At 28.7% G+C, this 21,410-nt stretch carries 25 protein-coding genes; 3 read left to right on the top strand and 22 right to left on the bottom strand.

The window, feature by feature from the left end; genetic code table 11:
- Positions 1 to 29: 29 nt before the first annotated feature.
- Complete coding sequence (gene def, locus FVIR_RS01790; protein WP_067498213.1) at positions 30 to 524, bottom strand: peptide deformylase; 495 nt, start codon at positions 522 to 524, stop codon at positions 30 to 32.
- 551 nt (positions 525 to 1,075) lie between these two features.
- On the opposite strand from def, the gene FVIR_RS01785 reads away from it, so the two are divergent.
- Complete coding sequence (locus tag FVIR_RS01785) at positions 1,076 to 1,549, top strand: DUF494 family protein (protein ID WP_067498210.1); 474 nt, start codon at positions 1,076 to 1,078, stop codon at positions 1,547 to 1,549.
- A 900-nt stretch (positions 1,550 to 2,449) separates the two neighbouring features.
- Here the strand turns inward: FVIR_RS01785 and dgcN are convergent.
- On the bottom strand, positions 2,450 to 3,457 hold the full coding sequence (dgcN, locus tag FVIR_RS01780; protein ID WP_067498207.1) for an N-acetyltransferase DgcN: 1,008 nt from the start codon (positions 3,455 to 3,457) through the stop codon (positions 2,450 to 2,452).
- A gap of 2,576 nt (positions 3,458 to 6,033) precedes the next feature.
- Here dgcN and speG point away from each other — a divergent pair.
- A complete protein-coding gene (gene speG, locus FVIR_RS01775) occupies positions 6,034 to 6,597 on the top strand; it encodes a spermidine N1-acetyltransferase (RefSeq protein WP_067498204.1) in 564 nt (187 codons plus the stop codon).
- Positions 6,598 to 9,932: 3,335 nt separating this feature from the next.
- The gene (thiD, locus tag FVIR_RS01770) at positions 9,933 to 10,736 is read left to right on the top strand and encodes a bifunctional hydroxymethylpyrimidine kinase/phosphomethylpyrimidine kinase (protein ID WP_067498202.1); all 804 of its coding nucleotides are present in this window, start codon (positions 9,933 to 9,935) and stop codon (positions 10,734 to 10,736) included.
- A gap of 1,083 nt (positions 10,737 to 11,819) precedes the next feature.
- On the opposite strand, the gene rplQ is transcribed toward thiD, so the two are convergent.
- From rplQ to rplP, 20 genes are all read right to left on the bottom strand, one after another.
- On the bottom strand, positions 11,820 to 12,215 hold the full coding sequence (gene rplQ / locus FVIR_RS01765; RefSeq protein ID WP_067498199.1) for a 50S ribosomal protein L17: 396 nt from the start codon (positions 12,213 to 12,215) through the stop codon (positions 11,820 to 11,822).
- Positions 12,216 to 12,264: 49 nt separating this feature from the next.
- Positions 12,265 to 13,254 carry a DNA-directed RNA polymerase subunit alpha gene (locus FVIR_RS01760; protein ID WP_067498196.1) on the bottom strand — a complete coding sequence of 330 codons (990 nt, stop codon included), beginning with the start codon at positions 13,252 to 13,254 and terminating at the stop codon, positions 12,265 to 12,267.
- A 26-nt stretch (positions 13,255 to 13,280) separates the two neighbouring features.
- Positions 13,281 to 13,901 carry a 30S ribosomal protein S4 gene (gene rpsD, locus FVIR_RS01755; RefSeq protein WP_067498192.1) on the bottom strand — a complete coding sequence of 207 codons (621 nt, stop codon included), beginning with the start codon at positions 13,899 to 13,901 and terminating at the stop codon, positions 13,281 to 13,283.
- A gap of 33 nt (positions 13,902 to 13,934) precedes the next feature.
- Entirely contained in the window at positions 13,935 to 14,324 is a 390-nt protein-coding gene (gene rpsK, locus FVIR_RS01750; protein WP_067498188.1) for a 30S ribosomal protein S11, read from the bottom strand.
- An 18-nt stretch (positions 14,325 to 14,342) separates the two neighbouring features.
- Complete coding sequence (rpsM, locus tag FVIR_RS01745) at positions 14,343 to 14,699, bottom strand: 30S ribosomal protein S13 (protein ID WP_067498185.1); 357 nt, start codon at positions 14,697 to 14,699, stop codon at positions 14,343 to 14,345.
- A 146-nt stretch (positions 14,700 to 14,845) separates the two neighbouring features.
- Complete coding sequence (gene rpmJ / locus FVIR_RS01740) at positions 14,846 to 14,962, bottom strand: 50S ribosomal protein L36 (protein ID WP_067498183.1); 117 nt, start codon at positions 14,960 to 14,962, stop codon at positions 14,846 to 14,848.
- A 41-nt stretch (positions 14,963 to 15,003) separates the two neighbouring features.
- Positions 15,004 to 16,329 (bottom strand): preprotein translocase subunit SecY, encoded by a 1,326-nt coding sequence (gene secY / locus FVIR_RS01735; protein WP_067498180.1) that lies wholly within the window; start codon positions 16,327 to 16,329, stop codon positions 15,004 to 15,006.
- A 3-nt stretch (positions 16,330 to 16,332) separates the two neighbouring features.
- Positions 16,333 to 16,770 carry a 50S ribosomal protein L15 gene (rplO, locus tag FVIR_RS01730; protein ID WP_067498177.1) on the bottom strand — a complete coding sequence of 146 codons (438 nt, stop codon included), beginning with the start codon at positions 16,768 to 16,770 and terminating at the stop codon, positions 16,333 to 16,335.
- A gap of 3 nt (positions 16,771 to 16,773) precedes the next feature.
- A complete protein-coding gene (gene rpmD / locus FVIR_RS01725) occupies positions 16,774 to 16,953 on the bottom strand; it encodes a 50S ribosomal protein L30 (RefSeq protein ID WP_067498174.1) in 180 nt (59 codons plus the stop codon).
- 7 nt (positions 16,954 to 16,960) lie between these two features.
- Positions 16,961 to 17,461, bottom strand: coding sequence for a 30S ribosomal protein S5 (gene rpsE, locus FVIR_RS01720; protein WP_067498171.1), 501 nt, complete (start codon positions 17,459 to 17,461; stop codon positions 16,961 to 16,963).
- A 14-nt stretch (positions 17,462 to 17,475) separates the two neighbouring features.
- Complete coding sequence (rplR, locus tag FVIR_RS01715) at positions 17,476 to 17,829, bottom strand: 50S ribosomal protein L18 (RefSeq protein ID WP_067498167.1); 354 nt, start codon at positions 17,827 to 17,829, stop codon at positions 17,476 to 17,478.
- A gap of 8 nt (positions 17,830 to 17,837) precedes the next feature.
- A complete protein-coding gene (gene rplF, locus FVIR_RS01710; protein ID WP_067498165.1) occupies positions 17,838 to 18,371 on the bottom strand; it encodes a 50S ribosomal protein L6 in 534 nt (177 codons plus the stop codon).
- A gap of 13 nt (positions 18,372 to 18,384) precedes the next feature.
- Positions 18,385 to 18,777, bottom strand: coding sequence for a 30S ribosomal protein S8 (gene rpsH, locus FVIR_RS01705; RefSeq protein WP_067498162.1), 393 nt, complete (start codon positions 18,775 to 18,777; stop codon positions 18,385 to 18,387).
- Positions 18,778 to 18,799: 22 nt separating this feature from the next.
- Positions 18,800 to 19,105, bottom strand: coding sequence for a 30S ribosomal protein S14 (gene rpsN, locus FVIR_RS01700; protein WP_067498159.1), 306 nt, complete (start codon positions 19,103 to 19,105; stop codon positions 18,800 to 18,802).
- Between the two features lie 16 nt (positions 19,106 to 19,121).
- Entirely contained in the window at positions 19,122 to 19,661 is a 540-nt protein-coding gene (rplE, locus tag FVIR_RS01695; RefSeq protein WP_067498156.1) for a 50S ribosomal protein L5, read from the bottom strand.
- Between the two features lie 14 nt (positions 19,662 to 19,675).
- Positions 19,676 to 19,987: a 50S ribosomal protein L24 gene (gene rplX, locus FVIR_RS01690; RefSeq protein ID WP_067498153.1), complete on the bottom strand. Its 312-nt coding sequence runs from the start codon at positions 19,985 to 19,987 to the stop codon at positions 19,676 to 19,678.
- Between the two features lie 10 nt (positions 19,988 to 19,997).
- A complete protein-coding gene (gene rplN, locus FVIR_RS01685; protein ID WP_067498150.1) occupies positions 19,998 to 20,369 on the bottom strand; it encodes a 50S ribosomal protein L14 in 372 nt (123 codons plus the stop codon).
- 177 nt (positions 20,370 to 20,546) lie between these two features.
- Positions 20,547 to 20,801, bottom strand: a complete 255-nt coding sequence (gene rpsQ / locus FVIR_RS01680) for a 30S ribosomal protein S17 (protein WP_067498147.1) — start codon at positions 20,799 to 20,801, stop codon at positions 20,547 to 20,549.
- A complete protein-coding gene (gene rpmC / locus FVIR_RS01675) occupies positions 20,794 to 20,997 on the bottom strand; it encodes a 50S ribosomal protein L29 (protein WP_067498144.1) in 204 nt (67 codons plus the stop codon). The genes rpsQ and rpmC overlap by 8 nt, the downstream gene beginning before the upstream one ends.
- A complete protein-coding gene (rplP, locus tag FVIR_RS01670) occupies positions 20,997 to 21,407 on the bottom strand; it encodes a 50S ribosomal protein L16 (RefSeq protein WP_067498141.1) in 411 nt (136 codons plus the stop codon). Before rplP ends, rpmC begins: the two co-directional genes overlap by 1 nt.
- Between the last annotated feature and the right edge of the window lie 3 nt (positions 21,408 to 21,410).

Raw genomic sequence — 21,410 nt, 5'->3', positions numbered from 1 at the left:
ATAATCTCAGGCTATTTAAACCCATATAGTTACACGTGCCAATTTTTTATTTTTTGATGAATACGTTGACGTTTTATAGGCGACAAGTAATCGATAAATAGCTTACCGACTAAATGATCCATCTCATGTTGGATGCATATTGCTAATAGATCATCTGCTTTAAACTCGAAAATATTACCAGCGCTATCCAGCGACCTTATCTTTATTTTTTTAGCGCGAGAAATGAAATGACGTTGATTAGGAACTGACAAACATCCTTCATCAATGGCAGTTTTTCCGCTTTTCTCCAATAATTTTGGATTGATTAATACTAGGCGCTGATTATGATCTTCAGAGATATCGATTACAATAATTTGCTGGTGAATATCGACTTGAGTAGCAGCCAAACCGATGCCATCTTTAGCGTACATAGTATCAAACATATCACTAATAATATTTTGGATAGTATCGTTAACGTTAACAACAGGTTTGGCGATTTTGCGTAATCGTTTATCTGGATAATATAACAATTGTAATAATGTCATAATAATCTAAATCTTTATCTCAGTATACAATCTATGTTTAATTTTATTTTAAATATTTTTAATGAGGATTGATAGTATTAGACGATATAGATATCTATCATCTAAAATAAAGCTAGTAATTAAAATACTATTTTTAATAAACTGGAGACCATACGTTTCTATCTGTATAAACTAAGTTAGTATACACTTACTATTTTACATTATCTACACAGGCTAGGCGTATTGTATTTTTAAATAAGATTAGAAGAATTTTTATCTTGTTCTATCTGAATTTATTATTCGTCATAAAAGATATTTAAAAAATTTTATAGTGATATAAAATAATTTATATTTAATAAAATTAAAATTATTTCTGTAATAGAATGCAAAGTTAAATTGCTATTTTTCGATATGTTAGATAACCTATGATTTATAGATTGCATCTTTTATATCTTTTTTAAATATTCTAACTAATCTATACTAAAAATTGCAGTAAAACTATTCAAATTTAATTTAATAAGAATAGATCGCAGTTGTACCTGGCAGCTATATAAGATTAAGTAGGGCAAGCCATGTTCGACGTATTAATATATTTATTTGAAACATATATATATAATGAACTAGAAGTGTGTATAGATCAGGATAAACTAACTGATGACCTTACTCAAGCTGGTTTTCATCAAGATGATATTTTTAATGCATTAAACTGGCTAGAAAAACTCATAGATTTACAGGATGGGATAGATAGAACTTTTATACTACATTCTGATTCACTTACTATGCGTATTTATACTGATGAAGAAAGTCACTTTCTAGATACTGATTGTCGCGGTTTTTTGTTATTTCTTGAACAAATTCAAGTATTAAATTTTGAAACACGTGAGATGGTTATTGATCGTGTAATGGCACTAGACATAACAGAATTTAATCTTGATGATCTCAAGTGGATTATTCTGATAATACTATTCAGTATTCCTGGATATGAAAATTCCTATCAGAAAATGGAAAATTTAGTTTTTGAAAAAAATAAACTACATATACATTGATATATTAAAAATGATTTATTATTACAATAGAAAATTCTTTGTAGAAAAGATAATATAATTTTATTTTCAATAATATAAAAGAGAAATTTTTGTTATCTATTAAGCTTAATATGCCTTTATTCAAATATTTTTATTATTCATAATTCAATTACTTTTATTCGACAAAAAGTAATAGATTTATGTTTAAAACTATTTAAAAAATTTTCCTTCGAACATTACCTACGCTAATATTAAAATGCTAAATGTGCTATATGATATTTTAATATATTATGAATAATTAATTTGCTATAAGCAAATAGCAGTGTTTATATTTTTAGCAAATCTTTCTTAATTTTTATATTATCATTCTAATAAACCTTTAAATTATTTTACAAATAAGCTTTATTAATAATTAAATCTTATTTTTTATAATAAAGTTCAATTTTCTTATTATGTTAGACTAATAGCAGATTATTGATTATTATTTATTATCTTGAAGATATATTTATATTTACTATAATTTTAATAGTATAATTACGTTCCAAATACTATTAACATTAAAATAAAATCTGTGAAAAATATAGTTAGTCAGTCATATAGCGTGAATAATACTAGTTTGTTAATGATCTATATTTAGCTTATATAATAATATATTGCTATCATATTAATAAATGAATCTTAACCTATTCAGTAATCTTTGGTTTTATTAGATAAATAGATATACTTTAACATTACAGTGCTACTGTAATTAATAAACATTAGTTAAAACATAATTGATGTTATATTATTAATGTTGTAAAAATAATAAATAATTATTTCATTACTAAATATCTATATGCTATTTGTTATTTATATCTGTATAATAAATTTTTCAGTTGAATTAATTTCAGATTTATCATTTTAATCATTAAAATGTAGTATTTACGTTTGCTTTTGGAGTAGAGTAGTAATTTCACCAATACCAAATCGTAATGGATCAGTTGCTGGTACACCGAATCTTTTTCTTAAAAGATGACAATAGTTACGAGCTTTTGAATTACTAACGTTGGAGGTGTTAATAGCGAACCCTGCTAATTTAACGTTACGACATGTGACTGCTGCTGCACGCAAATTAGCATCTACGCATACATCTAATTTTACCATCGGTTGATGTGGAAGATGACGCATGTGTAGACGATTCATCTCATGACACATTACTAACCATTGTGGCTGAGCTCCATGAAGTAGACCCATACTAACTCCAGCATAAGAAGGATGAAACAAAGATCCTTGTCCTTCGATAATATCCCAATGATTAATATTATTAGCCGGGGATAATGCTTCCACAGCACCAGAGATAAAATCAGCTACTATGGCGTCTATAGCAATTCCTTCCCCGGCTATCAAGATACCGGTTTGGCCAGTAGCACGAAAATTAACATCCATACCGCGTTTCCGCATATCTTCTTCTAATGCTAATGAAGCATACATCTTTCCTACTGAACAATCAGTCCCTACTGTTAAAATGCGCTTACCGCTACGCTGTTTCCCATTTCCAACTCTTAAATTTGGCCGTATATGGCGAATATCAAATAACGTAACACCCCGTTGTTTCGCCAATTTTGCTAATTCAGGCATTGAAGATAATTTTTCATGTAGACCGCTAACAACATTCATACCAGTACAAATGGCAGAACGTATTGTATCAATCCAATGTTGAGGTAAAAAACCACCAGCATTTGCTACGCCAAGAACCAATGTTTTAGCGCCAGCTGCCCAGGCTGCTTCAACAGAGAAATCATCTAGACCAAGGGAAACCGTACAACCTGGTAACCGCAATTGACCAAGACAATAATCTGGACGCCAAACCTGGATACCACGCGCAGTTTTCTCTGCTAAGGGGTCTGTAATATCGCCAAGAAAAAGCAAATAGGGTTTTGGAATCAGCATCTTGATATTCTCACTAGAATAGATTAATTTTTAATATTATACTTATATTTATAATAAAAAAGTTAAATGGTGAAATAAGGTATTTTTCTAATTAGATTAGTGAAACAGTTATAAAAATAATATTCTATTATAGAAAGATAATGATTCTTAATTTAATGCCTTATATTTTCTAACAATCTATACTGTCAAATAGCTAAACCCATGTTAAAATAATTGGTATATTATATAATTAACTTGTTATTAAACAAACGCTAGATTTAGCGTTGTATATATTCGTAATAAAGACTATTATGCTAACTCTTTAGTTGATTTTGTTACTTATGTGGATAATGAATTTATGTTTTTTTTAATAATAGTTAATAGATTATAGTTCTTCTATAATAGAAGAAAAAATAGATTATCGTATTCTATACAAATAGAAATTAACGTTAAATAAAGAAGAATAGCGCAATTAATCCAAAAATTAATTTTGTTTAATAACATTCAAGTTATATTGATATACTTTATCAATATATATAATTAATAAAGTTAGAGATAAAAATAATAAATGACAAAATTATCTAGCTAGCATAGCATTTCCTAAATCCCCCTCACATTTACTATTGCACTATAATATTTTTTAGAAAATATAAAATATCTATAAGCTTTTATAAGTTATTTATCAAGAACATTTATTTTTTAATTTCAATAAATATTTTAGTTTGTACTTTTAAAATATTTTCATCTAGAGTAGATTTTACTAAATATTTATAATAAATATCTCCTTTTGTTATTATAAATATCAAGTTGATATAACATATTCCAATAAGTTAATTTATACAAAGAACAGATTTTCTAATTAATTATCTAAATCGTATTAGTATACGATTTGATTTTTTTAACAAAAGATCGGCGAGAATAATATCTTTTTTTAATGAAATCAATCAACTAATGATAATACAGGCAGCCATTAAAATTTATAAAAATAAAAATCTATATTATTTTAATTAGTAAGGTAAATATTTATAATATATTTTTATTGGTTAATAAAAGAGTCATTAAGTAGTTGTAAATAAAATAGAAACAATATCGAATATTAACATAGAATAGTATGATGAAATATATTTTAAGATATTATATAATCCAATAAATTCTAACAAAAAACAGAATTGTTTATAGTCGATAAAAATAGATCAAAAAAATAAATACATCGTAATTCAATATTAAATTTATAATGTCAAAATTTTTATAAATTTTAATAGAAAGTTTATAAAATTAAAAATAAAAATGTAATTTTATAAAAATAAAAATACTTTCATATAAAAATATTAATTACTATAAATAGTAATATTAAAAAATTAAACAATAGCTATTTATACAAATAGAATAAGTTAATACCAGTATTTCATAAAATATTGACATTAGTAAATACTATAGAAACATAAATTAGTTTATTTACTGCTATATATAAATTGAATATGATGATATCAATGATGAACTTATAAATAGATAAAATAGAGAAGTAATTAAGTAATTTAATTTTAGTTTTTTAAAAAATAAAACATGAAAGAAATATAAAATTATTATCTATTTATTGAGAAGTTTATTTTCTCAGTGTTATCTATAACTAATAAATAAAATAAAAATTAATTATATCATAATTAACTAATAATCACTATCTTACTCAATTTTCTAAAAATAAATTAATATACTTTTCTATAGAAAAGTTAATATAAATCTAGTTAATATATTTTTAGTATACGTAAAGATTTGTTTATTTTGTATTAAATTATCTTAATTAAGAGTTATATTATAGCAATTATGATATTTATTATAGTTTTTTATACCTAATTAGATGAAAATATTTATAATAATAACTTTTTATCGAATTAAATTAATATTTAATGATATTAGTTTTTAATTTTTAATATTATTTAAAATAACAAGAACAATGATAATCTACTCAGTAGTTTTAATAATCTCTAGTTATTATTATTGATTAATATTAATTTTAGAATACTACCGCTAATAATTTTTCTATAGCATTCTGCTCGAATAATAACTTTATTCGTCATATAATTATATAGTGAATACTATATTTTTAAAAATTTAAGTATACTAGTATATGAACTTTTCATGTAGATCTCTATATATAAAATATATGTTTTATCACACTATTTTCATTGGCAAAAATTTTATATTTTATAATGTAATGATATTTTTAGAATTATTTATAACTTATCTCTATTTATTGATTTATGTTATTGTACTAATTATTTGTATCTTTCTAATTAAGGAATCTTCTAATTTTTATAAAAACTAATACATTCTTATTCAGTTATAATAAGAAATGTTATTTTTACTCATTCTATTATAGTCTATAATCAAATCTATGCTTATAGATATTTCTTATGTAAGTTAATTTATATTATGTATTATTTTTATTATTATGTCTATATCTTTGATAATAATGATGTACACTATAGTAGTGTTAAATATTTGTATAATTATTTCAGATTTTTATCATTATTTTTTATAAATAGCTGATTTTAATAAATTTTATTATATTTTAACTTAAGTATTTTGAGAATACAATAATGGAATCATATAGACAATATTCAGAGGATGATCATATCAAACTTCGTCCTTTGGAACGTGAAGATTTACATTTTATTCATCAACTTAATAATAATGAGATAATGATGCGATATTGGTTTGAAGAACCACATGAAGCTTATTTAGAGTTGAAAGATCTTTATCAAAAGAACATTCATAATATAAGTGAACGTCGATTTATTATTGATAAACTTGGTGTAAGCATTGGATTAGTTGAGTTAGTAGATATCGATCATATTCATCGACGAGCTGAGTTTTCTATTTTAGTAGCTCCTGAGCATCAGGGTAAAGGTTATGCCAGCATAGCAACTCATTTGGCAATGAATTTCGGTTTTATGGTGCTTAATCTACATAAATTGTATTTAATCGTTGATGAAGAAAATAAGAAAGCTATTCATATTTATACTAAAATGGGCTTCAAGCAGGAAGGAGTTTTACTTCAAGAGTTTTTTATTAATGGAAAATATCGAAATACGTTGCGTATGTGCCTTTTTCAGCATGAGTATCAAAATACTCGTATCGAAAATATTGAACATAAATGCTAAATATAACATTAAATATACATCTCAGAATATTAAATTAAAATAAATAAAACGTTAAAGAATCTCTATTTTAAGATAATTTATAAAAAAGATAAACTTTACCTTATTAGTGAGTTTAGTAGCAGAAGAGATATTGTAAATATACAATAGTATATGCTGTAATTACTACGATATGCAGCATTTAAATACCATCCAACTAATAGCTGTAGCGTTGTTAACTATTAAAATTATGCTAGTAAGAAATTACTAATCTGTCAATTAGTAATTTATATATATAATTATTATTTAAATCTAAAATATGATTAAAAAACGATATTGTTATAGATTCGATTATCAGAATAGTTTATAAAATCAAGTTTTATTAAAGTTGATATTAATAAAATTATTATAGAGTTTAAGTAATTTATTTTATAAGAAAATAATAGGAAAAATATTTTATTTTTATCTAATTATCGTTCTATGTATTTATTAATAGCAATAATTTTATTAAATATTTAATAAATGTTTCAGCTTGCAGAAGGTAGAAATATTATATAAAATATATATTACGTATTTATATAATTAAATTAGAAATAGTAATATTAATTAGAGTTGAAAATAAATATTTATTTTTACTATTTCAATTAAAATGATCACTATAAAACTCTAAAAATATTTTTTATAGCAAAATATTATCTTGCTTAGTTTAATATGTTATTATTATTTATCTTCATTTAACAAAAAATTGTTTTATATATTAAGTCTAATTATGATCTATCCTAATAAATTATTAACATAAATTTGTTTATGATTTTATGAGATATATTCATTATATGAATCCATGTAGATAAACTGCTATTTTTATCAAAAATTTAACAAATACAGTAACGAATTAGATAGATATAATAGATCTATATTTTAATTATTATAATTCTATTCAAGTTATAATTTTATTAAAAATTACTAATTTTAGCTATAAAACATAAAATATATCAAATAATTTTATGTGAAATAGGTTAAAAATAACATTTATAATCATAGAAAAAACGATTTAATTAGTTATGTTAAATTTATAAAAATTAATTAAAGTAATATTTCTATAGAGAAAGTAGTTATAGTTAAGTTATAAATACTATTTATAGTGCAGCTAAATTAAGTGTGGAACTTTTATTAAAATTATTAATATGCTAACTATAAAATATGTATATTATTAACCTTTAATATCTGTCAGTAAGTTTTAAATCAGAAAAAATTCTGAATAGTAAACTATTCATAATAATGATATTTTCTGTTATATTTGTTGAAATCTTTTAGTTTAAGAAATTAAAATAATACTAAAATGTCTTTTTACTAAAAGATCATTCTAATATCAAATAACATGATAAGTAAATACGATACCAAGGAAGTGAAAATTATATCGGTTTCAGACGAAATTAGTATTATTAAAATTATATTTTTAATTTATTACTGAAAAATAAAAGATTAAGTATAATATATCTAAAATAAGTTATTATAACATAATTAATTTCATAACACCTATTAAAAGATAGCAATAGTCTTGTAAATGGAATTCAATAGTTATGAAACTAGTATTATAACTAATAACAATAGTAATATTAATAATAATTTCAATAATAAAATCTAAAACTGAATTTAAGCTAAAATAATATATAAATATTTTAATTTATTTTTTTAAAATTAAAAAAATATTAATGTCAGTTAATAATAAAAATATTTATTTTTTATCTTTTTATTATTATTAATATAATTAGTATCATTATTTGATTGATACTGATAAATATCTATATTAACTTTTCAGAGTTATTAAAAGATATATATATTTTTATCATAAATTATACGACTATATATTAAATAGTTTTTATGTATTAGTCTATTATTTATATTTCGCATTTTTATCGATAAAACGATCCTATTTTTATAACTTAGATTCTCTAATCTAGAAATTTATTAACAGAACTATTAGTATTTATTATATATTTATATTCATTTTTCAATCTATTACTAGATAAATGACGTCATCATTATAAATGATTAATGATATCAGAATATAAAACAATTTACTAATTATAATAATATTTAATTCGTAAACTGAACATCTTAAATACTGATTTCTAACGATAGATAAATTAATTTAGTTTTTAAATTAGTAAAATTTTCAAAAAAATCAATTACTTTGATATTATAAATCAAAGTAATTGAATAATTTAGTGATCGCTAGTAATAATATTTTTATAAAAAATATAATCAGTTATAAAAGCTAATAGACCGCTTAAATAATATATTATTTACTTTATTTTAGTTATCAAAAAATAAAAATTATATTAAATAGTTAACGATAATATCTAAAATCACAAAACAAAAACTATTGATAGTAATCAAGCATATTTGAGTATTATCTATATAACATATCTAATCTTACTTGATTATTGATCAAAATTACAAAATAACTACTATCGATAGCTCTAAAAATTAGAACTGTCGATAGTAGTTTATGATTATTATCAAGATCAATAGTAACTTTGCTCTAAGAGAAAATCTGGTTTAGATTAATGTTAAATGATTAGGAAATTTTTGATTAGATTTACTAGATCTGTTATTATCTAGCAGATTTTTGATAATGGTTAATATTACACTGTAGGTAAGATAGAAAAAATAATTATAATCATAATACTAAGCATATTACTAATATTAAATAATATGATATTATCTATAAAATAGATAGCAACTTTATCTGTATGTATATAATAAATAGACGTTTTTGTTGTTCTAAATATTATAGATTAGTCAAGTATTAAGTAAGTATCACTCTAATAATTATATAATAATACAAAGTAGTAATGCAGTCATTAACACTAACATCATTATTACTTTTAAATAGATCAGCACTATTTCGATAGAAACTAAAAAATAGTTTTATTATCAATGATATAATAAAAATTACAACTTTAATACAATATTAAAAAAGACGTTAGTTCCTCCTTACAATTATCGTATAGGGGGGAAGCATTTATAATGCATTATTATCAGAAATAACATATTGTTTAATATTTTAATAAGTAATTTAATATTATATTAATATTTATTTTAATTAACTTTATCTGATATTTGCTTATCCTTAAATACACAGAAACAAATTGAAACTCTATAGTTCTATAGTAATTATACTAATAATAGTAATTATAAAAAAGCAATATTCACTTCTTAGTTTTATAATAGTTATTCGTTAATAATATATATGACTAATACTAATTACATCTTATTTTTTACAGTTATTAATTATGGAACAGATGATTTTTCCAATGGAATGATTATATTTATACATACATGAAGAATATATAATGAAAAAAATATATCATATACTATCTATTGCTGGAACTGATCCAGTCGGCGGTGCAGGTATTCAGTCAGATTTAAAAACTTTTTCAGCACTCGGCGCTTATGGTATTACAATAGTGACTTCGTTAGTAGCACAGAACACTCGTGGAGTTCAATTAGTTTATCCTATCAGTGCTGATTTTGTCGCTATGCAAATGGAATCAGTATTTAGCGATGTTCGTATTGATAGTGCTAAAATTGGTATGGTCGGCCAGGCTTCTATTATCCATGTAATAGCAGAAAAACTTAAAAAATATACTGTACCTTGGTTGATACTAGATACTGTCATGGTTTCTAAGAGCGGCGATTTGCTACTGGATAAGAACGCAGTGAGTAGTTTACGAAATCTCCTCTTGCCACTAGCATCAGTTATTACGCCAAACCTGCCAGAAGCTGCTATTTTACTTGGTTGTACACCAGCAATTAATGAGAACCAGATGCGTCAGCAAGGTCGCTCTCTACTAAAATTAGGCTGTCAAGTAGTAATTATGAAAGGTGGTCATTTAGCTAGTAATTCAAGCCCGGATTGGTTGATAAGTTCCGATTATGAGTTACGACTAGAAAGTATGAGAATTTCAACTCAACATACCCACGGTACAGGTTGTACGCTATCTGCTGCTTTAGCCGCGCTTCGTCCACGATATAATAACTGGCAACAAACGTTACAAGCAGCTAAAGCTTGGTTACAGCAGGCGCTATTACATGCTGATGATCTAAATATAGGGAAAGGTATTGGACCGGTTCACCATTTCTATGATAAATGGTAATATATTTTCAATAATATCATATATTAATATAATATATTGCATAAGTATTAGTCAATGCTAAAAGTTTTGTTACAAAACTGATCTCAGTATACTATATCTAGATGAGTAACATAAAAACGTTAGCTCTTTCGAGACAAAAAATAATCTTAAAATCTACCCTACATATTTAAAAATTTTCTTAATGAAAATACTTTATATATTAAATTATAAATATGTTAGATTATTTCTACTGTTAATTTTAGTTTTCCTTTTTTTTTGATTAACATACAAGTACTAAAAATAAAAATTATTAATACATAAAGTTTAAAATAAACTAATATTAAAATATTTATTTAAAATATTTATTAGTGACTTCACTATAAACTAATTGATGATAAATGGGAATATACAAGTAGAGCATATAGATTATTAGTTGGTATATACTAACATTTTTAATGTTCTCTATATATTTCACTACTATGAATAAATTATAAATAATTATATGCTATTGATTATTTTATTGTTAATAATCGTTATTTTTATGTTAAAAATCATGAATATTAGTGAATATGTTTTAATTAATGAAAATATTTTAATTCAGATTTAATTTTTAAATTTCATTAGTTAATATAATCTTATTAGAAATTAATTATTTTTCTTATTATTATATTTCTTTATATATAATATTTTTATATATAATATTACTTTTTTTAAAATTTATTTTTTATAAAACGAGTAAGATAATGCTATTTAAAATTAAGAAAAACTTAAATTAATTTTATTAAGGAGTCTTCATAATAGAAATTATCTAGATTTTTTAATTTAAAATCACATTGGTATGTTATGTCATATATCTCTTTATTTATTAGAGTTATATGACATAACGAAGAAATATCTCATAGATAAGACGATATATTTATAAGCTCTATATTAACCGATAAGAAATATCATCTTAAATACTATTAGAGAAATTAATTATTACATCATAATCTATTTTTTACTATATTTGGCTAACTCAATCATTTAAATACTTATATCTATTGTTTTTATAAATTCTCTACATAAAAGAACTATGCTATTTATTAGTAGTAAATAATTTGCTTACTACTCTGCATTTTTACCTGCTTCTGTAGCTTTTGCTACAGTGCGATCAGTAAGTTCTATATATGCCATTGGTGTATTATCACCTAAACGAAAACCACATTTTAAAATACGAGTGTAACCACCAGCGCGATTTTCGAAACGTGGACCTAGTTTATTAAATAATTTTGCTACAATTTTATTATCTCGAATGCGAGAAAATACCAAACGACGACTTGCTATGCTGTTAGTCTTAGCAAGTGTAATCAATGATTCAACAATGCAGCGAAGCTCTTTCGCTTTTGGTAAAGTTGTCTTGATGAGTTCATAACGAACTAAAGAGCTAACCATATTACGGAACATAGCTTGACGATGGCTACTTTTACGATTCAATTGACGACCGTTCTTACGATGTCGCATGATTATATCCTTTTCATTAAAACTTTAACTTATAATCGTATTATTCATCTTATTCATCAGTGATATTATCTGGAGGCCAGTCTTCAAGACGCATACCTAAAGATAATCCACGAGAAGCTAAGATATCTTTAATCTCAGTAAGAGATTTTTTTCCAAGATTTGGTGTTTTCAGCAACTCAACCTCAGTTCGTTGTACAAGATCACCAATATAGTGGATAGCTTCTGCCTTAAGGCAATTAGCAGAGCGAACAGTTAATTCCAGATCGTCAACTGGGCGTATTAAAATTGGATCGAATTCTGGTTTTTTTTCTTTTGCCTGTGGATGATGTACATCACGTAGATCAACAAAAGTTTCTAATTGTTCTGCTAAAATAGTTGCTGCACGTCGAATTGCCTCTTCAGGATCGATTGTGCCATTAGTTTCCATTTCAATAATAAGTTTATCTAGATCAGTACGTTGCTCAACGCGCGCTGCTTCTACATTGTAGGCAATACGTTCTATAGGGCTATAGCATGCATCCAAGAGTAAACGACCGATTGGTCGCTCATCTGTTTCTGAGTGTATTCTGGCAGAAGCCGGAATATAACCACGTCCACGCTGAATTTTAATACGCATATTAATAGTAGCATTTTTATCAGTTAAGTGGCATAAGACATGCTGTGGTTTAATAATTTCAACATTTCCATTATAACTGATATCAGCTGCGGTCACAGGGCCAACTCCAGATTTATTCAAGGTCAAAATAACTTCATCTTTACCTTGTACTCTTACTGAAAGTTCTTTTAGATTAATAAGAATTTCCAGAATATCTTCTTTTACCCCTTCTTTTGTACTATACTCGTGTAATACACCATCAATCTCAACTTCAGTTACTGCAAATCCTGGCATTGATGAAAGCAGAATGCGCCGAAGTGCATTACCTAATGTATGACCAAAACCACGTTCTAAAGGTTCAAGAGTTATTTTTGCGTATGTTGCACTGATTTGTTTGATATCTACTATTTTTGGTTTTAAAAACTCTATTACAGAACCCTGCATTATGTCCTCTCTATTAGAGTTAAATATTACTTGGAGTAAAGTTCGACAATCAGATGTTCATTAATTTCTGAAGATAGATCGGTACGTCCTGGGATACGTTTAAATACCCCTTCCATCTTAGTAGTATTAATTTCAAGCCAAGTCGGCTTTTCGCGTTGTTCAGCTAGTTCTAACGAACCACGAATACGAGATTGTTTTTTTGCTTTTTCACGGACACTGATAATATCATTTAGACAAACTTGATAAGAAGCGATATTAACAATACGATTATTTACTATAATCGCTTTGTGACTAACTAATTGACGTGATTCAGCACGAGTAGCACCAAAACCCATACGATAGACAACATTATCAAGACGTCTTTCTAACAACTGTAATAAGTTTTCACCAGTATTACCTTTTAAACGTGCTGCTTCTTTATAATAATTGCAGAATTGACGCTCTAATACGCCATAAATACGACGAACTTTTTGCTTTTCACGCAATTGAATACCATAATCAGATAAACGCGGTTTACGCAACCCATGTTGACCAGGCGGTTGTTCAATTTTGCATTTAGAACTGATTACACGCAAACCAGATTTTAGAAAAAGATCTGTGCCTTCACGACGGCTCAGCTTGAGCTTAGGGCTCAAATATTTTGCCATTTTCTTTCTCCAACTAATCTTAAAATAGTATTGTTATACACGACGCTTTTTAGGCGGGCGACAACCATTATGCGGAATCGGAGTTACATCAGTAATGTTTGTTATGCGGAAGCCAGCTGCATTTAATGCTCGGACGCTAGATTCGCGACCAGGACCTGGTCCTTTTACCATAACTTCCAAATTTTTGATGCCATACTCTTTCACAGTTTTAGCGCAATGTTCTGCTGCAACCTGTGCAGCAAAAGGAGTAGACTTGCGAGAACCACGGAAACCAGAACCACCAGAAGTTGCCCAACATAAAGTATTGCCCTGACGATCAGTAATAGTTACAATAGTATTATTAAAAGATGCATTGATATGCGCTATACCATCTAAAACTTGTTTTTTAATACGCTTATGTGCACGAATAAGTGTTTTAGTCATTATTTATTTACCCCCTGATTATTTCTTAATTGGTTTTCTTGGACCCTTACGGGTACGGGCATTTGTCTTAGTTCGTTGACCGCGAACTGGAAGACCGCGACGATGACATAAACCACGATAGGTATTAAGGTCTATTAGACGTTTTATGTTTAGAGTAACTTCACGACGGAGATCACCTTCTATAACAAATTTTGAAACTGCTTCACGCAGTTTTTCAATCTGTTGTTCTGAGAGTTTACTGATCTGAATATGTTTAGCAATACCTGTAACATCGCAAATGTGGTTCGAGCGTGTTTTGCCAATACCATAAATCGACCTTAAAGCAATAAGGGTATGTTTGTGATCAGGGATATTAATGCCTGCTATACGGGCCAATATGCACTCCTAATTTTTTAATAATAATGCTATTCTAAATATCTTATTTTTAAGAAGATTTCAACAGTATTGCAAAAACATAGAAAAATTATTTAACTAATGTAGTCAGTTTATAACCTCTACTTTACAATAAAATACTAAAAATATCATCCTTGTCGTTGTTTATGTTTAGGTTCAGCACTGCACATTACACGAATAATACCTTTGCATTTAACGATTCTACAACTACGACATAATCTTTTAACGGAAGCACGAACTTTCATTTTTACTCTCCGTAATTTATTAAAAATTCTTGAATAAGCAATTATGGTCCTTTTAAATTTGCTTTTTTTAATATAGATTCGTATTGATTTGACATTAATAAGGCCTGAACTTGAGCTATAAAATCCATGATAACTACAACAACAATTAATAAAGAAGTACCCCCAAAATAGAAGGGAATTTTCATTGCATTACGCATAAATTCTGGAATTAAACAAATAAAGGTAATGTAAATAGAGCCGAATAACGTCAATCGAGTCACTATTTTATCAATATATTTTGCTGTTTGCTCTCCTGGACGAATACCTGCTATAAATGCACCGGACTTCTTTAAGTTATCTGCTGTCTCACGTGGATTGAATACTAACGCTGTATAAAAGAAACAAAAGAATATTATTGCAATTGAATATAGTAACACATAAAACAATTGACCAGGTTGCAAATAGAATGAAATTTTAGCTATCCAGCTACAATATGTGCTATTCCTGAACCAGGATGCAATTGTAGCTGGAAACAGAACAATACTAGAGGCAAAAATTGCAGGGATAACTCCACCCATGTTTACTTTTATTGGTAAATGTGTACTTTGAGCTGAATAAATACGACCTCCTTGCTGACGTTTAGCATAATTAACAACAATACGTCGTTGACCACGTTCAATAAACACCACAAAAAACGTTACTGAAAATACTAACACTATAATTAATAATAATATGAGAAAATGTATATTGCCTTGCCGAACCTGATTAATAGTGTGAGTAATAGCAGATGGTAAACCCGCTACAATGCCAGCAAATATAATAATAGAAATACCGTTACCAATACCTTTTTCAGTAATTTGTTCACCAAGCCACATCAGAAACATCGTACCACAAACTAGGCTCACTACTGCAGTAAAGTAAAATGCAAAATTTGGATTGATTACAAGACTCTGCATTCCAGGCATATTCGGTAAACCAATAGCAATACCAATTGATTGAATTATTGCTAATATCAGAGTACCATAACAAGTATACTGTTTAATTTTACGCCTGCCAAATTCGCCTTCTTTTTTTATCTCTGCTAGCGTTGATTGAACTATCGTTAGCAACTGAATGATAATTGATGCTGAAATATACGGCATAATCCCTAATGCAAAAATAGAAGCGCGACTAAGTGCACCACCAGAGAACATGTTAAACATTTCAATGATAGTACCCCGTTGTTGTTCAAATAATTTCGCAAGTATGATTGTATCAATACCAGGAATTGGGATAAAGGAAGCGATACGAAAGATAATAAGCGCTTCGATAACAAAAAAAATTCTACGTTTTAGTTCATTCAATCCGCCTTTAGTATTCTGAAAATTATATTTTGGTTGTTTAGGCATCTACTACTTTTCCTCAATTTTACCGCCAGCAGCTTCGATCGCAACACGTACGTTTTTGCTAAAATATAAACCACATATGATTAATGGACGTTTAACTTCACCAGATAATATAATTTTAGCAAACTTAGTCTGAACATTAATAATACTAGCAGCTTTTAATGTATTTAGATTCACTATGTTTCCTTCTATATGTTCTAAATGAGATAAGCGAATTTCCTTAGTAATCATGGATTTACGTGATTTAAAACCAAATTTCGGCAAACGTCGGTATAAAGGCATCTGACCACCTTCAAACCCACGATACATACCACAACCAGAACGAGAGTTCTGACCTTTATGACCACGACCGCTAGTTTTACCTAAGCCAGAACCAATACCTCTACCTAGACGTTTAGAGATGTGTTTAGAACCCTTAGCCGGAGATAAAGTATTTAAACGCATCTCTTACTCCTTAATTTTAACCATATAAAACACCAAATTAACCATACCGCGTATAGCAGGTGTATCTGTACGCTCTACAGTATGACCTATTCGACGTAAACCTAAACCAATTAAGGTCGCTTTATGTTTCGGTAGACGACCTATAGAGCTACGAGTCTGAGTGATTTTAATAGTTTGCATTATAACTTAATTATCCCAGAATATCTTTGATAGATTTGCTGCGCTTTGCAGCGATCATTTCAGGAGATTTCATATTGCTAAGAGCAACAATAGTTGCACGAACTACATTAATCGGATTAGTAGAACCATAGACTTTTGCTAGTACATTATGTATCCCTGCGACTTCTAGGACAGCGCGCATTGCACCACCAGCAATAATTCCGGTACCTTCGGAAGCTGGTTTCATAAATACATAGGAACCGGTATGTTCACCTTTAATTTGGTGTTGCAAAGTACTGCGATTCAGCGCAATATTAATCATATTACGACGAGCTTTTTCCATCGCTTTCTGAATTGCTGTTGGGACTTCGCGTGCTTTACCGTAACCAAAACCAACACGACCATTACCGTTACCAATAACAGTTAATGCAGTAAAGCTAAAAATACGGCCACCTTTTACAGTTTTAGATACACGATTTACCGTAATCAACTTTTCATGTAATTCGCTAGTTTGTTTTTCGATGTGTGCCATCTTACAACTCTATATTAAAACTGAAGTCCAGCTTTACGGGCAGCATCTGCCAGTGCTTGGACTCGACCATGATATTGAAAGCCAGAACGATCAAAAGATACATCTTTAATACCTTTTTCCAGTGCTCGCTCGGCGATAATTTTGCCTACTATTGCGGCCGCATCTTTATTACCAGTACTTTTCAATTTCTCTGCGATGATCTTTTCTACTGTAGAAGCGGCTACCAGAGTTTTAGAACTACTTAATGCAATAACTTGTGCATAAATATGACGTGGAGTACGATGTACTACAAGTCGGGTAGCTCTTAATTCCCGGAGCTTACAACGTAAGCGAGTTGCTCGAGAGATGCGAGCTACTTTCTTATTCATAAGATTCCTTATTTTTTCTTAGGTTCTTTAGTACGAATAATTTCATCGGAATAATGGATACCTTTTCCTTGATAAGGCTCAGGACGACGATAGGCGCGTATGTTTGCTGCAACTTGACCAATAATCTGTTTATCAGCGCCTTTCAATATAATTTCAGTTTGATTTAAGCATTCTGCAATAACACCTACAGGTAGTTGATAGTCGATTGAATGAGAAAAACCGAGGGATAAATTGATTACATTATCTTTTACTGTAGCACGGTAACCTACGCCTATTAATTTTAATTTTTTAATAAAACCTTTAGTTACACCAACAACCATACTATTCAATATAGCACGCGTAGTACCTGTAATCGCCCAACTATCAGAATAATCCTCTCGAGGAGAAAAAATTAGTTGATTATTAATATATTGAATATCAACAATTTTATGAATAATACGAGTCAACTCGCCGTTTTTGCTCTTAATCGAAATAACCTGGCCGTTAAGTTTTACATCTACGCCGGCAGGAATTAAGACGTGTGCTTTAGCAACACGAGACATTTTTTCCTCACAATTAAGCTATATAGCAAATAATTTCACCACCAAGACCGGCTTGGCGAGCTGCACGATCAGTCATAATACCTTTAGAAGTAGAAATAACTGCGATACCCATACCCGCCATAACTTTCGGCAAAGCATCTTTTTTCTTATAGATACGTAAACCAGGTCGACTAACGCGCTGAATACTTTCTGCTACTTGTTTACCTTGAAAATACTTTAGCACCAATTCTAACATCGGCTTAGTGTTACCTATAATTTTGTAATCTTTAATAAAACCTTCTTCTTTTAATAAAGAAGCAATTGCTACTTTAAGTTTAGAAGAAAACATAGAAACCGTGGTTTTATTCGCGGCCTGACCGTTACGGATACGTGTTAGCATATCTGAAATTGGATCTTGCATGTTCATTTTTTTTAATCCTATGCTGGTTTTACCAGCTAGCTTTTCTTAAGCCTGGAATTTCACCACGCATAGCAGTTTCACGAACTTTAATACGGCTCAACCCGAATTTTCGTAGGAAAGCATGTGGTCGTCCTGTTTGACGACAACGATTTCTCTGACGAGATGGGCTAGAATCACGTGGTAGAGTTTGCAGTTTAAGAATTGCATTCCAACGATCTTCATCGGAAGCATTCCAATTAGAAATGATGGTTTTAAGCTTAATGCGTTTAACAAAGAATTTATTAGCTAATTTCACACGTTTTATTTCGCGTTCTTTCATAGATTGTTTAGCCATTAGTAATTCTACCTTTTTACTTACGAAACGGAAAATTAAAAGCAGCCAAAAGTGCACGACCTTCATTATCTGATTTTGCGGTAGTAGTAATAGTAATATCCATACCACGAATATGATCAACTTTATCATAATCAATTTCCGGAAAGATAATTTGTTCATGCACACCCATACTATAGTTACCATAACCATCAAATGATTTAGCAGACAAACCACGGAAATCACGAATACGCGGTACAGCAATGAAAATTAATCGCTCAAGGAATTCCCACATATATTTACCACGCAAAGTTACTTTACAACCGATCGGATATCCCTGACGAATTTTGAAACTAGCAACAGATTTACGTGCTTTAGTAATAAGCGGCTTTTGGCCTGAAATTACAGTTAAATCAGCTACAGCGTTATCTAGTAACTTTTTATTAGAAGCTGCTCCACCAACACCCATATTTAGAGTGATCTTCTCAATTCGAGGAACTTGCATGATAGAATAATAACCCAATTGTTTCATTAATTGATAAACTACATTGTCTTGATAATAAGAATGCAGTTTCGCCATTACATTACTCCGAATTACTTAATAATTTCACAATTAGATTTAAAGATGCGTATTTTTTTACCATCTTTAATTTTAAAACCTACCCGGTCTGCTTTACTAGTCACAGTATTGAAAATTGCAAGATTAGAAATATTAATCGCCATTTCCTTTTCAAGGATACCTCCTGGCTGATTTATTGCTGCTGGTTTTTTATGTTTTCTAACTAGATTAATACCTTCAACAATAGCTTTACCGGTAGAAAGAACATCTTTTACTTTACCACGCCTACCTTTATCCTTTCCAGTTATTACAATCACTTCGTCATTACGATGGATTTTTGCTGCCATAATTCGTTCCTTAGAGTACTTCAGGTGCTAGAGAAATAATCTTCATAAACTTTTCAGTACGAAGTTCACGAGTTACTGGTCCGAAAATACGTGTACCGATAGGTTGTTCATTATTTTCGTTCAATAAAACACAAGCATTATCATCAAAGCGAACGATAGAACCATCAGAACGACGGATTCCCTTCTTTGTACGTACTATTACTGCCTTCAAAACATCACCTTTTTTTACTTTACCACGAGGAATTGCTTCCTTTATAGTAATTTTAATAATGTTACTGATGCCTGCGTAACGACGGCGCGAACCACCTAGAACCTTGATACACATTACGCGACGTGCACCTGAATTGTCGGCCACGGTCAACATAGTCTGTTCTTGGATCATATTAATGCTCCGATAATACCGGTTAGTATTTATACTTAATCAATCAAGTATATAATAAAAAATTATAAATAAAAGTAGTATTATAACATATCCTTCTGATATAAGAACAAAAAGTCAATGTGTTAAAAAACAAACCTTTTATCTATTTAAAAGCGTACTTAAAGCATATTTATTATTTTACAGGATCGTTTTCTCTATAATTCGAACTAGAGTCCACGACTTTGTCTTTGAAATTGGACGACATTCGCTGATTTCAACAATGTCGCCTATGTTGCTATTATTATTTTCATCATGTACATGGAGCTTAGTTGTACGCTTAATAAACTTGCCGTAGATTGGATGTTTCATGAAACGTTCGATAGCTACAACAATGGATTTTTCCATTTTATCGCTAACTACTCGACCCTGAAGAGTACGGATTTTTTTACTCATCTCTTTTATTACTCATTTTTTCAGTCAATAATGTCTTAACACGTGCAATATTACAACGTACCTGCTTTAATAAGTGAGTTTTCTGAATTTTAGCACCAGTAGATTGCATGCGTAAATTAAATTGTTCGCGTAACAAGTTTAGCAATTCGGTATTTAGCTCTTTAACGCTTTTTTTTCGTAACTCATTTGTTTTCATTATATTACCATTTTAGTTACAAAGGTAGTTTTAATTGGCAGTTTTGCTGTTGCCAATTTAAAAGCTTCACGTGCAAGCTCTTCCGTAACGCCATCTATTTCATATAGAATTTTTCCTGGTTGAATTAAGGCAACCCAATATTCTACATTACCTTTACCTTTTCCCATACGTACTTCAAGCGGCTTTTCAGTGATTGGTTTATCTGGAAAAATACGAATCCAAATTTTACCTTGACGCTTAACTGCACGTGTCATTGCACGACGTGCTGCTTCAATTTGACGAGCAGTTAAACGACCACGACTAACAGCTTTTATGCCAAAAATGCCGAAACTTACATCCATATCTGTTACTATACCACGATTTCGACCTTTATGCATCTTACGGAATTTTGTACGCTTTGGTTGTAACATCAG

The organism is Candidatus Gullanella endobia, from assembly GCF_900048035.1.
Lineage (GTDB): Bacteria > Pseudomonadota > Gammaproteobacteria > Enterobacterales > Enterobacteriaceae > Gullanella > Gullanella endobia.
The sequence above is the reverse complement of the archived record's forward strand: the minus strand, read 5'-3'. Positions and strand labels throughout refer to the sequence as shown.